Source organism: Synechococcus sp. UW179B, assembly GCF_900474245.1.
In the GTDB taxonomy this organism is placed as follows: Bacteria; Cyanobacteriota; Cyanobacteriia; order PCC-6307; family Cyanobiaceae; genus Synechococcus_C.
Genome location: NZ_UCNZ01000017.1, coordinates 1 through 15,009, shown reverse-complemented (window position 1 = coordinate 15,009; position 15,009 = coordinate 1). Strand labels below are relative to the sequence as shown.

The 15,009-nt window shown below is 54.5% G+C and carries 13 protein-coding genes and 1 tRNA gene; 3 read left to right on the top strand and 11 right to left on the bottom strand.

The window, feature by feature from the left end; all coding sequences use genetic code 11:
- Positions 1-113 precede the first annotated feature (113 nt).
- The 9 genes from DXY38_RS06735 to hisF all read right to left on the bottom strand — a co-directional run bounded on the left by DXY38_RS06735 (position 114) and on the right by hisF (position 8,817).
- Positions 114-200, bottom strand: a tRNA-Ser gene (locus tag DXY38_RS06735).
- Complete coding sequence (locus tag DXY38_RS06730) at positions 177-2,156, bottom strand: ComEC/Rec2 family competence protein (protein WP_115070988.1); 1,980 nt, start codon at positions 2,154-2,156, stop codon at positions 177-179. Before DXY38_RS06730 ends, DXY38_RS06735 begins: the two co-directional genes overlap by 24 nt.
- A gap of 185 nt (positions 2,157-2,341) precedes the next feature.
- Positions 2,342-3,235, bottom strand: a complete 894-nt coding sequence (gene glyQ / locus DXY38_RS06725; protein ID WP_006854665.1) for a glycine--tRNA ligase subunit alpha — start codon at positions 3,233-3,235, stop codon at positions 2,342-2,344.
- Positions 3,236-3,907: 672 nt separating this feature from the next.
- On the bottom strand, positions 3,908-5,227 hold the full coding sequence (locus tag DXY38_RS06720; RefSeq protein ID WP_115070987.1) for a hypothetical protein: 1,320 nt from the start codon (positions 5,225-5,227) through the stop codon (positions 3,908-3,910).
- 644 nt (positions 5,228-5,871) lie between these two features.
- The gene (locus DXY38_RS06715; protein ID WP_244279037.1) at positions 5,872-6,444 is read right to left on the bottom strand and encodes a hypothetical protein; all 573 of its coding nucleotides are present in this window, start codon (positions 6,442-6,444) and stop codon (positions 5,872-5,874) included.
- Between the two features lie 173 nt (positions 6,445-6,617).
- Positions 6,618-6,971, bottom strand: a complete 354-nt coding sequence (locus DXY38_RS06710) for a hypothetical protein (RefSeq protein WP_038014773.1) — start codon at positions 6,969-6,971, stop codon at positions 6,618-6,620.
- Positions 6,972-7,068: 97 nt separating this feature from the next.
- A complete protein-coding gene (gene ubiE, locus DXY38_RS06705; protein ID WP_115070986.1) occupies positions 7,069-7,770 on the bottom strand; it encodes a bifunctional demethylmenaquinone methyltransferase/2-methoxy-6-polyprenyl-1,4-benzoquinol methylase UbiE in 702 nt (233 codons plus the stop codon).
- Between the two features lie 7 nt (positions 7,771-7,777).
- Entirely contained in the window at positions 7,778-7,978 is a 201-nt protein-coding gene (locus DXY38_RS06700) for a hypothetical protein (protein ID WP_038014775.1), read from the bottom strand.
- A gap of 47 nt (positions 7,979-8,025) precedes the next feature.
- Positions 8,026-8,817: an imidazole glycerol phosphate synthase subunit HisF gene (hisF, locus tag DXY38_RS06695; protein ID WP_115070985.1), complete on the bottom strand. Its 792-nt coding sequence runs from the start codon at positions 8,815-8,817 to the stop codon at positions 8,026-8,028.
- Positions 8,818-8,871: 54 nt separating this feature from the next.
- On the opposite strand from hisF, the gene DXY38_RS06690 reads away from it, so the two are divergent.
- From DXY38_RS06690 to DXY38_RS06680, 3 genes are read left to right on the top strand one after another with little or no spacing between them, the layout of a single operon-like run.
- Positions 8,872-9,093, top strand: coding sequence for a DUF2862 domain-containing protein (locus DXY38_RS06690; RefSeq protein ID WP_006854671.1), 222 nt, complete (start codon positions 8,872-8,874; stop codon positions 9,091-9,093).
- An 11-nt stretch (positions 9,094-9,104) separates the two neighbouring features.
- Entirely contained in the window at positions 9,105-10,058 is a 954-nt protein-coding gene (gene chlG / locus DXY38_RS06685; RefSeq protein WP_115070984.1) for a chlorophyll synthase ChlG, read from the top strand.
- The gene (locus tag DXY38_RS06680; RefSeq protein ID WP_115070983.1) at positions 10,055-12,088 is read left to right on the top strand and encodes a transglycosylase domain-containing protein; all 2,034 of its coding nucleotides are present in this window, start codon (positions 10,055-10,057) and stop codon (positions 12,086-12,088) included. The genes chlG and DXY38_RS06680 overlap by 4 nt, the downstream gene beginning before the upstream one ends.
- A gap of 972 nt (positions 12,089-13,060) precedes the next feature.
- On the opposite strand, the gene DXY38_RS06675 is transcribed toward DXY38_RS06680, so the two are convergent.
- Both DXY38_RS06675 and DXY38_RS06670 read right to left on the bottom strand, forming a co-directional pair.
- Positions 13,061-14,401, bottom strand: coding sequence for a 16S rRNA (cytosine(967)-C(5))-methyltransferase (locus DXY38_RS06675; protein ID WP_244279036.1), 1,341 nt, complete (start codon positions 14,399-14,401; stop codon positions 13,061-13,063).
- A complete protein-coding gene (locus tag DXY38_RS06670; RefSeq protein WP_170952886.1) occupies positions 14,394-14,774 on the bottom strand; it encodes an MGMT family protein in 381 nt (126 codons plus the stop codon). The genes DXY38_RS06675 and DXY38_RS06670 overlap by 8 nt, the downstream gene beginning before the upstream one ends.
- Positions 14,775-15,009: the final 235 nt, after the last annotated feature.

The window sequence follows — 15,009 nt, the reverse complement described above, 5'->3', positions numbered from 1 at the left end:
ATCCCCGACGAACGATATCAATCCCAAACCGCAGCGACTTTTAGGATTAGAACGTTCAGCTCACAAGGGCCAGAGGAACAAATAGATCCTTGAAGCCTTCTCGATGATTAAAACGGAGAGGGTGGGATTCGAACCCACGAGGGTGTTACCCCTACACGATTTCGAGTCGTGCGCATTCAACCGGGCTCTGCCACCTCTCCAAACGCTTCACCAGCGTGATCCCATCTTAAAGCGCCACGGCCTGATTGCTTAAGACGATGGAGCTGCGCATTCACGCGCAACTGCCAAAGCCTGTCTTGGCCTGGCAGAGGACGCAACATCAAACCAGGGCTTTGCAGACGTTGACCTTGAAGCAAGGGAGGTTGGCCTTGATGCTCCGCCCGCAAGGTATGGGCCAAAGGCATCCAACAACTGATGTGATCACTCGCCACTGGGTCCATCACCACCAGCCAATCCAAGCGGCGGTGTCCGTAACCCTGCGCAAGCTGCTGAGCCAACTGGCAACTAAGCAAATCGCCATGACTGCTCATCAGTGCAGCACGCCCTTGATGACGAGCCAGTAGCCACTGCCTTCCCCACTGCTGCACCAACACCACCTCATCGCTGAGCTGAACACCCGCCTGCAACAGCGTGGCCAAGAGAAAAAGAGGAAACGCTCTCCAGCGCCAGCGTTGCAGTGCGGGCAAGGCCCAAGGGAGAAAAGCCAGCACAACAACCAACACAACCCAAGGCTGCGGATGTCCCGTCAGCAGCTGGGCATGGGGCCAGGCGCTCATCCACCCCACCAAAGCGATCAACAACGCTGCCAACTGCTGCACCGGCCAAACCAACACCGGCATCACGAGTGCAGCGATTGCCGTTGGCAGCACCAACGTCAGCAATGCCAAGGTCATCGCCGCAAGGGTGAGCGGTGCCAGCAGAGGTGCAGCCATCAGGTTGCTCATTAGCGAGTACAAAGGAACAGAGCCAAAATGCAGGATCTGCAAGGGAAGGGTCCAAAGCAGCGCCGCCATCGGCACCGATAGGGCAGGGGCCAGAACCGTTATCCACCTCTGCGGACAACGCTGAGAACCATGCTGGAGAAGCCACTGCTCTAAGGGCTGCGCACTGAGCACTAAACCCGCTGTTGCAGCAGCACTGAGCTGGAAGCCAATGGAACGTGCCCAGGCAGGGTTCAGCACCAGCATCACCACCAAGGTGCTGAGCAGCACGCCCAAGGGTTGGACGCGAGAGCCCCGTTCCCGGATCAAGAGCGCAGCAGCGCCCATCAACACGGCACGAACCACGGATGGCTGCCCGCCCGCCAGCGCAAGAAACACAGCCATCGCGCCCACTCCAGCCGCCAATCGCAAGGGCATGCAACCCCTGCGCGTCAGGGCAAGTGTGGCTCCCAACAACACGGAAAGATGAAATCCGGAAGCGGCCAAGGCGTGGGATAAACCCGCAACACGAAAAGCCTCTCGCAACTCCGAGCTGAGCTCAACGTGGGCTCCGCCCAGCACCAGCGCCGCCAACAGACCACCTGAATGCTCTCCTGCTAGCTCTTGAAAGCGAGCCGCGATCTGACGCCGCCGATCAGCCAGGGGGGTGTGATCTTGATGGATCAGCTCCACTGTCTTGGTACGGAATTGGGTCCAACAGCCACGAGCCGCCAACCGTTCCGCCGGGTTGGGAAGCAAGGGATGGGTTGCGACAGCAGGCATCACGAGCTGACCCTGAGCCCTCACCCAGGAACCTTTGCGCACCAACTGAGGGCAGGGATCCACCACCAACTCCGTGCGACCATCGCGTACCTGCCCCGCCAAATGGTGCACCTGCAGCAGGGCTTGGCAGCGACCCCGGCGAACAGGTGCATCAGCCAGAGCACGGCCTTCAATCACCAGCTGCTGCGCATCTGAACCGCTTGGCACAAGCTGCAGCGGATCCAGGGGGGTGGGCGTGGCCACTTGCCCTATTGAGGAGCGCAGCAACAAGCCACACAACACGACCACAAGAACAAACAGCTTCCAACCTGAAAGCGCAAACCGGCGGCAGATCAGCAGCACAGCCGCAGCCAGCCCAACCAAGACCACACACCAGTGCTGAATCCCCTGGGGAAAGGCCGCCCCCAGTTGGGTGGCAAGCATCAAAAGAACCAGCCAAAGAGCAACGTTCATCCACGCTGTGCGATCAAGCTGGTTGAAGCATTCCCCTAAAAAACAAAAGCAAAAATCCAGTCAGAGCGAGCTAGAGAAACAATCCACTATCTATGTGTTTTGACTCACTAAAGCCACAACACATAGCTTGAAAATATATTCAAGCTTCGAATCAATACCGCTTCATTGATGCAATCAGAGCAAGCTCAATGATCAACCGCCGCGGCCACTTTTGACTGCAGCAAAGGGAACCCCAGGGCCTCCCGTTCTGCTAACCAAGCCTCCGCCACTTTTCGGGCCAAATTGCGAATCCGTCCAATTGTGGCAGTCCGTTCCGTCACCGAAATCACGCCACGAGCTTCCAGGAGATTGAAGGTGTGGCTGCACTTCAGAACAAAGTCGAGAGCAGGAGCTGGCAAGTTGTGTTCAATCAGATCCGTGGCTTCTGCCTCATAAATGGCAAACAACTGCTTGAGACGATCAGGGTTGGATGCCTCAAAATTAAATTGACATTGCCCCTTCTCGAAAGGAAGCCAAATATCTCCATAGCTGCGTTCAGCATTCCAGCTCAAATCCCAGATGCTTTCCACATCCTGTAAGTACATCGCTAGGCGCTCCAAGCCATAGGTGATCTCAATCGATACAGGCTTGCAGTCGATGCCGCCACATTGCTGGAAGTACGTGAACTGGGTGACCTCCATACCGTCTAACCACACCTCCCAGCCCACACCCCAAGCGCCAAGTGTTGGCGACTCCCAGTTGTCCTCCACAAAACGAATGTCGTGATCGGCAGCGCAAATCCCTAGGGCCGCAAGGGAGGCCAGATAGGTTTCCTGGATGCCATCGGGAGAGGGCTTAATCAGCACCTGATATTGGAAATAGTGCTGCGCCCGATTGGGGTTATCGCCATAACGACCATCGGTGGGACGACGGCAAGGTTCTGGATAAGCAACAGCCCAAGGCTCTGGTCCAATCGCCCGAAGCACCGTATGCGGGCTCATGGTTCCAGCACCTTTTTCTGTGTCATAGGGCTGCAACAACACACAACCCTGCTCACCCCAAAAGCGATTCAGCGTGCTGATGATGTCCTGGAAGTGCACTGGCCTTGCTGCGACTTGGATTTGCCCTTGCGGGAAGTTGGACGGTCGTTAGACACGAAGCACAATAGTGTTGCTGCGTTAGACACGTCAGTACTTCTGTCTAAGCGAGTTAGACAGAAGTACTGACAATTCTCTCAACCAACGCGTTTGTCCAACCCTCAGAAGCGCCCAGGAGAAGAACAGACAAACTACCTAAACAGATTCAAAGCGAGAAAACCCAAGGAGTGTTCACACGGAGACAAAACCAATAGAAGCCTTTTGCTCACTGCCGAACAGACACAAAACTCAACAGACGAAGCGACACGCAAGGAATCAGACGATACGAAGAGCGTCAGGACTGATTAACAACAAACGAAAGGAACTAAAAGGATTCAAAAAAATTAAAACCACATATAAAGATCAAAAAAAGATAGATGTATATTATGGAGCAATTAAATACACCACTTAGGGAGTAAACCTGCTCAGAGATTTTTCCATTTCTCAAATAAGCTCAACATCGATAAGATGTTTGCGGAAGCGCCAACTTAAAAAGAGAATGAGAAGGGCAGGCTGCATACAAGTATATCAATGACGCTTTACGATGGCAAAATACTTTCAATACATTTCATATTTTTTCTAATAATAGCAATACTGATCTACTTGACAAGTGGCCCTAACGGCTTAGTCAAGGATTTACAAGAATAACAATGGTGAAGCATCGGCATCTCCAAAAAGCTGTTGCTCCGTAAACTCCCCCCTGAGAAAAACAACTTTATCGGTGTCACTGGCAAGAACAAAAGTCGCACCACCAAAGGCAAAGACGCTGTAATCGTCATCCGACTGAAAAACAAGCTTATCCTGGCCATCCGTAAAGTCGTTTATTGTTAAATAGCCATTCGCATTGAGCGGATCGATGTAGAAGCTGTCCTCACCATCTCCCCCGCTAGCAAAATCAAATCCACCCTTGTATAAGTACTTGTCGTTCCCGTCACCTCCATGCCAGGTGTCATCGCTTTGATCACCGACATACAAATCTGGACCCGATAAACCTGTGATGTAGTCGCGACTCTGATTTTCAAGCGAATCAAGGTAGGAAGGCCTTCCACCAATTGCAGTCGTTGTTAGCCCAAATACATCGGCCTTTCGAAGGCTTTTGCCGGACGCACTAGCAAGATCCTCTGAACCTCCGAACGATTGCCATATATACCTATAAGCATTTTCATCCGACTCTGTCAGATCAGATCCCATGGGATTAATTCTATTGTAGCTCATGATTGAGTCCTTATAATTATAGGCAGAGTTATAGCCATCGCCTGCATGCGAACCCGTGTACTCAGATGCCAGGTCGTATGGATGACTGAAGCCAATTGTATGACCCATCTCATGAACAATGGTATTTTTAATTGTGGCCGAGCCAGTGAGGCCTTCAGCACCACCACTGTTGTAAAAGATATTCCTCCATTTGCCGCCGATGCCATTAGTAGCGTCAGTGGACATCCCCAGCAAAGTACCACCTTCTGGCAGGACAACCTCCTTTGAATAATAAAAGGAAATTGTCGCAAGATCATCATCATTAACTTCCTCGAATCTTACCGTCCCTCCCGTTAATGCTTCGTATTCGGCCATTGTCTGTCGAATAAATTCGACAATATCTTCTCCAGGCGTGATTGTAAGCTGATTAGAAAATGGGTTGGTCTCGGTGGGATCTCCATTGAACGGAAGGTTTCCGCCTCTATCAATAAAGAATGTGAGGGTGTTGTTATCTGCACCGAACTGGTAGAGCATATCCCTCGCCCACGCCTGAAATTCTTTCGCGCCAGCAGCCTCGGAACTAGTAAGCGCGCGTGGATCGGTATTAGACAGACGCTTTATCTCAGCAAAACTTATATCAGGGTAGAGTTCGAGTGTTTCTGCAACTGAACTAAGCGATATTCCATGCATTTCGTTGGCAGAGACACCCTTACCATTCAGCTCCAACCAGTTATGAGCATCCTGAAGAGAAATGTGCGACATGATTGAATTTACCGATCATCAATAAGGTAAATTCAATAAACACAAACCTCCCGGGTTGTCAATCATTTCTTAATTTTTGCGTCTCCAAATGTCACTGCTCATTGCGGAGTAGCCACTAGAATTTGTCCTAAAATGCATACCAAGCAGGGACCTAGTGTGGGCGATTGGACTTGCTCACAGGGTTCTGCGCTATCGCAAACTTTAAAACACATACCGAACGATTGCGAGACGGGCCAGCATTGCAGAGAACTTGTGGAGGTAAAAGGCTAGTCGAGCACAGGCTTCTGGCCTGAAGACGGAAGCACGCTTTCGCCACAGACTGATTTAGTAGCGACTCGCTCACCATTTCGTCATACTTCCGCTTGCTCCAAAGCCAAAGTGAAAAGGCGAAAGCAAGGCGCATTGAGAGGGGTTGAGAGCCCTCTCATTTTTTATGGCGCCAGGGCAGCGAAACCACGACGCCTGTTAACGACGCCTGATCACGATGGAACCTTTTCACTCAGTCACGATCAGGATCCCTGAGCCATCCCTCTGAATGCAACCAATCAGAACTTTTCAGGGCTTTAACGCAAACGGCCCCTTTTCCTCTTTCCAATTCAGCAAAGGATCAAACTTAGGAATCAGACTTAGGAATCAGTGAGTTCTTAATAACGAAACTGTTGAAAGGCCTTAATGGGTATCGACTTTTTATCACTAGGGCGACTCACAACGGCATCACGAGCAACATCGAGCTCAATGCATTCGAAAGACTGCAACTCCTGATCGTCGCTGCATTCACGACGCTGATATTCAACTTTTTTCAATTCCTGATCTTTTACGATCTTTTTCCGGGGGATCTTGGCATCATCTCCAGCGATGACTTTACGCGGACCAAACGAACACAGCTCTTTCGCTAGATCAGTCTCAGCTTTCTCGAGACAATCACTATATTCAGCCTCAATTCTTTGCCTCATCGACTGATTATTTTGAGACTTCAATCTCTTCTTTTCAAGGGCCGTTAGAGGCACCGTGCGCCGAACCGTGGCAAGCGTCTCCACAAAATAAACGCCTCCAAGGGAGATCCACTCATTCGCCGCATTCTCAGCTTCCTGCTTAGATTGAAAGATGGATTGATCAATCTCGTCGGGCGTAGGAATTGTGCGCTTAGCGTTGGAGTAAAAAATACCCGCATAAACCAGCATCCCAACCAAGCCACTGCCAACAACAGCGATGAACAACGCGAGCGTGGAGGGCCCTTTCAATCAATAACAAGCAAGCATTAAAAATCTAGCAGGCATCAGCCAGGCAAGAAGAATCAATGATCTAAGCAAAAAACAAAGATCCCAATTCAATGGATTCAGATCAGAACAAAGCCAAAGATTGAGGCCCAGATCCAATCTTCCTCAAGGATCTACCCCTTCGCGAAGCAGCGATCCAGGTGAGCGACCGCATGCTGATGCCGGGAGCGCGAACGCGACACGCTGGGGCTAATGATCCCCAACCAAAAGCGCCCGTCTCCCTGGACAACCAACACGGGCTTGCTCGCCCGCTTTCCTTGGGACTTGAGCAGCGACAGGCTGAGCTTGTCCGCGACCTCTGCACCTCGCGGCTTTGATCGCAGCCTGGCCAGCACAGGATTCACCTGAGCCACAGGAAGAAAGGTGGCCTCTTGGCTCTCAGTCACCAGGATCATCCCGTCTAGCCATGCCACCTCCACCAAGAGATCTTCAATCGAAGCCAGCAAGGAGGGGAGGGGGAAGGCCAAACGGACAGCTCCGTTTCTTAATGTTTTCTTCCTAATCCCTTTTTGGGCTCACCGCGCAAGGGCCTCAACAGGCCTCAACCATCCTTAACGAATTCAATCAACGAATTAAGAGCAGCACACCCATCTGTCCGCCGACCAAAGGTCGATGCTGTGCAGCGGTGAAACCAGCGGCAACAGCCTCCCGCTCCTGCTCCTCTCCCGTGAGGAATTGCTCCACGCTCGTTTCCAGATAGGCGTACTGATCGGCAAGCCCCATGCCAGCGGCGACAGGGACCACCACCCGGCGCAGGTAGGTGCGCTGAAAAGCAGCTGCTGCACTGCCTTGTGGCAACCGATTGAAGTCCAAAACAGCGGCGCGCCCGCCAGGCTTCAGCAGCCTTGCCATCTCCTGAAAACCCAACAACGGGTCCGCCAGGTTGCGCAACCCATACGCCATCACCACCCCATCGAAGTCCTGATCCGGCAACCCGGTTTCCAGCGCATCCGCTTGGATCCATTGCACCGGCAACCAGGGCTCGCGGCCTGCGCGTTCCGCCGCCAGCAACAGCGGTGCAGCGGCGGCATCCAACCCCAAAACCGAGCCCTCCGGCCTCAACTTGCGTGCCAAAGCAAGGGCGAGATCCCCCGTTCCACAACAAAGATCAAGCCAACGCTCAGGCGATTGCGGGCTCAGCCAGGACAGGAGTTGACGCTTCCACTGCCTGTGCAGCCCCAAACTGAGCAGATCATTCAGGCGGTCGTAACGGGGAGCAACGGCGTTAAACAACGCCTCCACCGCAGCTGGGTCACGAGGTTTCACAAGCAGCTCAAACCAGCAGTCCGTTCAACGTCATCACCATCACCGTGGCCAAACCAACGGCAGCTGAACACACCAAGCAGCCCGCGAGCATCAACGAAAATTCCTGTTGATCGATCGCCGCTTGCATCAATTGCAGGGCCCAGGCCAGCAACGCAATCACCACCGCAACCAAAAGGATCCCCACAGGCAAGGCCTGATGACGGGTCATAAATGGCAAACCACCCAGCAACAATCGCCCCTCTAAGTCTCCCCAATTTAAGGCGCCAGCTCAGGCTCCAAGGGCCTGATCAGCAAACCGCGTCCCTGCAAATCCAGCTTGATTTGCTCAACGCTGAGAACACCGTCATGGAGGAGTGAGGCCAACAAGGCCGCCGATGCCTGGCCGCCCTCTGGCCCGGCATCGAGGGCGGCAGCGATGTGATCCATGCACCCCGCCCCACCCGAGGCGATCACTGGAACTGCAACGGCCTGAGCCACCGCCCTGGTAAGCGCCAAGTCGTAACCCGCTTGGGTTCCGTCTCCATCCATTGAAGTGAGCAGGATCTCCCCCGCCCCAAGGTCCGCAACCCGACGGGCCCAGGCCACCGCATCCAATCCGGTGTTTTCGCGGCCGCCTTTCACATAGACATCCCAGCCCCCGCTCGAGCGGCGCCTCGCATCAATCGCCACAACAATGCACTGACAGCCGAAACGCTCAGCCCCCTCAGACACCAGTTCAGGGCGGCGAACAGCCGAAGAATTCAGGCTCACCTTGTCGGCACCGGCACGCAGCAGTTCCGTGATGCCCTCCACGGAAGCGATTCCGCCCCCCACCGTGAAGGGGATCGTCACACTCGCAGCCGTACGACGCACGAGGTCCACCAAGGTGGCGCGTCCCTCATGGCTGGCCGCAATGTCAAGGAACACCAGTTCATCGGCTCCGGCCTCGCTGTAACGACAGGCCAATTCCACCGGATCGCCTGCGTCACGCAGGCCCACAAAATTGACACCTTTCACCACCCGGCCGTTGGCCACGTCGAGGCAGGGAATCAAACGAAGAGCGACCATGTCAATTGAAAAGAGGCTGTTAGTGTTGCGGCCACTTCTCAAGCCTCGCAGGCCATGTCACAGCAGACGTCAGTCACGATCGACATCGGCTCGAAAGTCCGGGTCACCCGGGTCCGTGATCGCATTTCCGGTGCGCTGGTGGAATTGCTCAAGAAAGACGCCATCGGCACCGTGGTTGATTTCCGCACTGTCGATGGGAAAGGAATCGGCGTGGTCGTTCAGCTCAGTGATGGCTCAACCAGCTGGTTCTTCGAAGACGAAATCGCTCCCGGCTGAGGATTGACCTAGTGAGTGACGCCCGTCAGCTGCTCGGCATGAAAGGTGCCAGTGGCACCTCCAACATTTGGAAGCTGCGCTTGCAGCTGATGAAACCAGTCACCTGGATCCCCTTGATCTGGGGGGTGGTGTGTGGTGCTGCCGCTAGTGGCAATTACGAATGGCGTTTTGACCATGTAGCCGCTGCGCTGGCCTGCATGGTGATGAGTGGCCCTCTTCTCGCGGGCTACACCCAAACCATCAACGACTACTACGACCGCGAGATCGATGCGATCAACGAGCCCTACCGACCGATCCCTTCGGGTGCGATCAGCCTCGGCCAAGTGAAGGTTCAGATCTGGGGCCTCTTGATCGCCGGCTTAGCGGTGTCTTGGGGTTTGGACGTTTGGGCTGGACACAGCACCCCCGTGCTGTTCCTGCTCGCCCTTGGCGGCTCGTTTGTGAGCTTTATCTATTCAGCTCCTCCCCTCAAACTGAAACAGAACGGTTGGTTGGGCAATTACGCCCTTGGGGCCAGTTACATCGCCCTTCCCTGGTGGGCGGGTCAGGCCCTATTTGGCCAACTCACCTGGGCGACGGCACTGCTCACGCTTGCCTACAGCCTCGCCGGCTTGGGAATTGCCGTGGTCAACGACTTCAAAAGTGTGGAAGGTGATCGCGCTCTCGGCCTTCAGTCACTCCCTGTTGCATTTGGGATTGGGCCCGCAAGCTGGATCAGTGCTGGGATGATCGACCTCTTCCAGCTCTTGATGGTTGCAGTTCTGATCGCAATCGGGCAGCATTTTGCAGCCGTCCTGCTGGTGTTGTTGATCGTGCCTCAGATCACTTTTCAAGACATCTGGCTGCTTCGCGACCCCGTTGAATTCGACGTGAAATATCAAGCCAGTGCCCAGCCCTTTCTCGTGCTTGGAATGCTGGTCACAGCGTTGGCGATCGGCCACAGTCCCCTGACGCAGGGAATGTGAATCGCACCCGTCGTCACTGGCTCCTGATCGCGGGTGTCGCCGCTGCAATTGGCAGTGGTGCTGCCCTCGGGCAGGCCGCCATCACACGCGCGATTGATGCGACCCTGCCAGATGCCAGAGGGGTCAATCTCTTCAATCGGCCTGGCACGATCACGCTCCTCTCGAGCAACGGCAAGGTGATCCAAAAACTCGGGCCAGCCACCCGGGAAAAGATCAAACCAGGGCAAATGCCCCAGCTGGTGATGCAATCGTTCATCGCAGCGGAAGACCGTCGCTTCTTTGAGCATGACGGCGTTGATCTCTGGGGGATCGGACGGGCCGTTGTCACGAATTTGAAGCAGGGCTCGGTGCGCGAAGGAGCAAGCACGATCACCCAGCAACTGGCCCGCACGGTGTTCTTGAGCCAGGACCGGACGGTGACGCGCAAACTCAAGGAAGCAGCGCTGGCCTACAAGCTCGAGCGTCAACTGAGCAAGGAGCAGATCCTCGAGCAATACCTCAATTTTGTGTATCTCGGATCCAGCGCCTATGGCGTCTCCGATGCGGCTTGGGTGTATTTCTCCAAGCAACCGGAGGAACTGACCCTCCCAGAAGCGGCTCTCATCGCTGGCATGCCACCAGCCCCCTCGCTCTACTCCCCGCTGGTGAACCCCGAGATTGCCCTGCAAAGGCGCAGCATCGTGATCAGCCGCATGGAGCAGGAAGGATTCATCACCTCCGGCGAAGCGGAAGCAGCTCGCAACAGCCCACTGGCCCTCAAGCCCGCGATCCCGAAGTACTACAACAGCACCGCTCCCTACTTCACAACCTGGGTCGCCCAACAGTTGCCCACCTTGCTCACCCCAGAACAACTGGAAGTGGGAGGCCTCAAGATTCGCACCAGCCTGAATCTCGATTGGCAGCGCAAAGCCCAGAAGGTGGTGCGTGAAATCGCTCCGAATGGAACAGAAGGTGTGATCGTTTCGATCGCCCCTGGCACCGGATTAGTGCGGGTGATGGTGGGAGGAAAAAACTTTTATTCCAGCCAGTTCAACCGCGCCACCCAGGCCCTGAGATCACCGGGGTCCACCTTCAAACTGTTTCCCTACAGCGCAGCGATTAATGCGGGCGTTAAAGCAGAAGACATCTTCCTGGACAAACCGCGCTGCTGGAACGGTTACTGCCCCAAAAACTTTGGCAAAAAATACTTTGGCAACATCTCTCTCGCCGACGCCTTAAAGAATTCGCTCAACACGGTTGCGGTGCAATTGCAAGACAAGGTTGGCTTTGACCCGATTATTGCGATGGCCAACAATCTCGGCATTGGCAACCAGCGACCTCTCGGCCGCTATTACCCGATGGCCATCGGTGCCTATGAGCAAACCGTTCTGGACATGACGGCTGCCTATTCCGCCGTCACCAATCGCGGTGTGTACGTGAAGCCCACGGCCTTTGAAGAGATCCGAGGTCCTGGAGGCGATGTGCTTTGGAGCCGCAGGCTCGATGGCGATCGCGGCAAGCGTGCCATGGATAGCGACGTTGCAGACACCATGAATTGGATGCTGCAGCGGGTGGTGAGCGGCGGCACTGGAGTGGCAGCCAAGCTTGATGATCGCCCTGTGGCAGGAAAAACGGGAACCTCGGAGGGGGGGCGCGATCTCTGGTTCATCGGCTCAATTCCCCAACTCACCACGGCCGTTTGGTTTGGTCACGACAACAACGCGGAGACCAAGAGCAACAGTGGCGAATCCGCATGGGCCTGGAAACAATTCATGAATCAAATTAAGTCGGAATTTCCGGCACAGAAGTTTCCCGCCAAGCCCAACGTTGTGCGGCCGGTTCTTCAACGACCTGGCAAAAAGAAAGCGAGCAACCCCAATCAACCGAACCCTGGAGACGGGCCTCTTCCCGATCGTGATCTGTTTGGTGAAATGGATGATCCATCCAATGACAACGCAGCCACTCCGAAACCCGCACCTACTCCGCGGTACGTGAGCCCATCTGGAGGCCCCCCGGTGGATGAATTCTTTAGGCCTTTACCGGTGCAGTGACAACGAAGGAAAGACAATAAGAACGCAGATTTGGGAGGGACTGAGCGAATCAAGAGAGGGCGAAAGCTCAAAGTCACCGCTTCTTTCTTATCAATTCAATCAACAGAACAAACGCGGAAATTAAAATTAATACTAACCAGCGACAGCGAATGACCTAAAATACCAAGACCAAAATCGTGGACACAAATCATCGCCTTATTTCAATCACCGCAGCCGCAAGCATAACGATAAAATTTACACTTTTCTCATTTAAAGGGCACATATCAGCCACACACACAATTGCTTTCAATTAGTCGATCATGTTATTTTTCTTGCTTCTCTCATTTTTTTCACTTTCAAATAGCTCTGTGGCTGCCGAGCAAGTACGTCCTGATTGTTCACAGCCTCAGACGTCTGGCACTGCATCGACATTTTGCGATCAGGTCAGAGCAGATTCGATCACGAGGGAAGTTCGATCAAAGTTTGGCGCATCAACCTCGAAACAATGGAATAATGCAGTTCAGTCTGCATGCCAGGAGATCTATCAACCTTGGCTGCACACGACAGGCTGGAAAAGCGGCGAAGCAAATTGCTCTTCTCGCCTCAATAAAGCCCTTCTCAAGGAATTGAATTCAATACAACGACCGAATCACTAGGGCTACTAACAAGTGTCAACAACAAGAACAATAGTACAGCCATTCTCAACACCAAGAATGAATCAATGCTCTTGAATCAGTTGACATGATTTACCTCTAGCCATCCTATAGGGATCAGCCTGCTTCAACTCTTTAATGCGATAGGCATTGTTTCGCTGTCAAAAAGAAAGGGCATAGATCTTCAGGGAGAGCTTGTAACGCATCCACAACAGCACGGTCCGCAACAAGGGAAACTTTGCACCTAGGCCCAAATGAATAGTGCTGTTTTATTTGACCGATCATTTATTCAATAGAAATAAAAAAAATGTCAATCTAATTGATCCAGTCAGTGACGTTTCTATTGACCCGGTGCAGTGATCACCGCGGTGTAAAACCCATCCCCTCCTTCTGGGTCTGGCCAACGCTGCTGCTCAGACTCCAACTGAAAATCAGCATGCTCCTGAAGCAGCTTGTTGACTTGCGCAAGATTCTCGGCGGGATGAATCGTGCAAGTTGCGTACACCAATCGACCACCAGGAGCGAGCAAGGGCAGCATCGCCGCCAGCAATTGCGTTTGCAGCGGCAACAGCTCCTCCACCGTGACAGGCGTGACGCGCCAACGGGCATCGGGATGACGGGACAAGGTCCCCAGTCCCGAGCAGGGAACATCGAGCAGGATGCGATGAAAGAAACCGCGCCATTCCGGCTGTTGCGCAAGGAGGTTGGTCGCATCCGCTGCCAGAGCATGGATCGAACCGCAGCCCAAGCGTGCCGCGTTGGCAGCCACTCGCTTTAAGCGACCAGCGGAGCGATCCACCGCCCAGATCTCACCGACATCCCCCATCAGCTCCGCCAGGTGGGTTGCCTTACCTCCAGGAGCGGCACAAGCATCAAGAATTCGATCTCCAGGCTGAGGCAGTAACAGCGGAGCAACACCCTGTGCAGATCGATCCTGCACGCTCCAATGCCCCTGATCAAAACCAGGCCAACGTCGCAAATCTCCCGCAGGCGCAAGCACCTGCAAGCCATCTGGGCAACCATCGATCGGTTTTGTCGGCACCCCCGCCTCGGCTAATTCAGCCACCACCACGTCAGGCGTGCTGCACAAGCGATTCACGCGCAGATCCAAGGGGGGCACTTGATTACAGGCGACAGCCACACGCTCGGCCTGGTCTGGACCAGACCAGCTCAACAAGCTTTCAGCAAACCAAAGAGGAAGGGAGTGGCACAACGCCAGACGTTGGGCGGGTGGCTCAGGCACAGGCAGGGTCTCGCCGGCTTCCTTGGCGCGAAGGGCGGAGCGAAGCACACCATTTACTACCGGCGACAGCTTGGAGAGCCGGTGGCGCTTGGCGAGCTCAACAGTGGTGTCCACCGCTGCAGCAGCCGGGATGCGCTGCATCCGCAGCACTTGATAGAGGCCGAGATGCAACAGCCAACGCAACCGTGGCGGTTGTTTATGGGCTGGAACTTTGCCGAGACGATCCAGCCAACCATCCAGCCATTGACGCCAGCGAATGCATCCGTAGGCCAGCTCAGTGGCCAGGCCGCGATCCGCTGGAGACAGGGGATTTTGACGAACAGCCCTCTCTAGGGCCACATCGGCATAGGCACCCGCAGCTACGGCCTCCAGCACCTCCCAGGCCAAACGACGCGCCGGTAAACCAATTTTGGCGCCGTTGACTTCAGGCTCACTCACGGGCAATGGCGAATTGGTGGATCTCTAGAGCTAGCGCCTCGAGGTCAGGCATCCAAAGAAATCTCTTCAAAGGGAGCCGGCCTTCTGCATCCACAGGGATTGCCTCTGCGATCAAAAGCTGACGCTGCATCCAATCGGACCCCTCGCGACTCAGGCTCATCGAAATCCGTCCTTTGGCATTGACAACCCGCTGCCATGGCACCTCAGTCGGCAACGTCAGCCGGCGCAAAGCCCATCCCACCTGACGAGCACAGCCCCAGGCCCCGATCCAGTCAGCCACCTGGCCATAGGTGGCCACATGGCCATGGGGAATCAAGCTGACCGCATGCCAAACCAGCTCATCGAAGCTCCTATCGCTGCTGAGAAGAATCAATACTCGTAATGTCCCGCCATTGAGCGCTTCGCAATCAACAGTTTGATGCACCCCTTCAAGTCAATTTCCAACTCCTGGGTGGGAGCCTCTCGTATCGCGATTGCCTTCGGAATTGTTGCCGCCACAGTGCTTGAACCAGCGAAGGCTGAATTGGAGCAGCTCGAGATATCGACCAAGACCACTGAGCTGAACATCAACGGAGTGTCTGACTACTCCGCCAGCTCTGCATCGAACA

Excerpts from the sequence above, each read along its gene's own strand:
- DXY38_RS06730 (WP_115070988.1), bottom strand. The coding sequence starts at position 2,156 with ATGAACGTTGCTCTTTGGCTGGTTCTTTTGATGCTTGCCACCCAACTG.
- DXY38_RS06720 (WP_115070987.1), bottom strand. The coding sequence starts at position 5,227 with ATGTCGCACATTTCTCTTCAGGATGCTCATAACTGGTTGGAGCTGAAT.
- DXY38_RS06700 (WP_038014775.1), bottom strand. The coding sequence starts at position 7,978 with ATGACCCGTCATCAGGCCTTGCCTGTGGGGATCCTTTTGGTTGCGGTG.
- hisF (WP_115070985.1), bottom strand. The coding sequence starts at position 8,817 with ATGGTCGCTCTTCGTTTGATTCCCTGCCTCGACGTGGCCAACGGCCGG.
- DXY38_RS06690 (WP_006854671.1), top strand. The coding sequence starts at position 8,872 with ATGTCACAGCAGACGTCAGTCACGATCGACATCGGCTCGAAAGTCCGG.